The following is a 261-nucleotide window of genomic DNA, read 5'->3' as shown; positions in this document are numbered from 1 at the left end:
CATCCTGCGTTTGCTCGTGAGTCAGCCGCTTGCCAACCTGTACGAGGACGCGATCGCCCGCCTCATGCCCGTACTGGTCATTGATTCGCTTGAAATCATCGAGGGCAATAAAGGCCATCATGACCCTGCGGTTAAGATGGCGCGCCAGTGAGAACAGGGTGGTAAGGTTTTCAAAAATGGCGCGACGATTCGGCAGGCCGGTGAGGGCGTCGGTGTAAGAGTGAGCAATGAGCGCCGCATTTGCTTCGCGAAGCTGAAGCA

Annotated in this window: 1 protein-coding gene; it reads right to left on the bottom strand. The window is 56.7% G+C overall.

What is annotated here, in order from left to right; all coding sequences use genetic code 11:
• A partial coding sequence (locus RTW80_RS29725; RefSeq protein WP_312721731.1) for a GGDEF domain-containing protein occupies positions 1-261 on the bottom strand: 261 nt, incomplete at both ends.

Source organism: Escherichia sp. AM3, assembly GCF_032029835.1.
Taxonomy (GTDB): Bacteria; Pseudomonadota; Gammaproteobacteria; order Enterobacterales; family Enterobacteriaceae; genus Escherichia; species Escherichia coli.
Note: the sequence above shows the minus strand (reverse complement) of the source record. Positions and strands in the feature narration are given on the sequence as shown.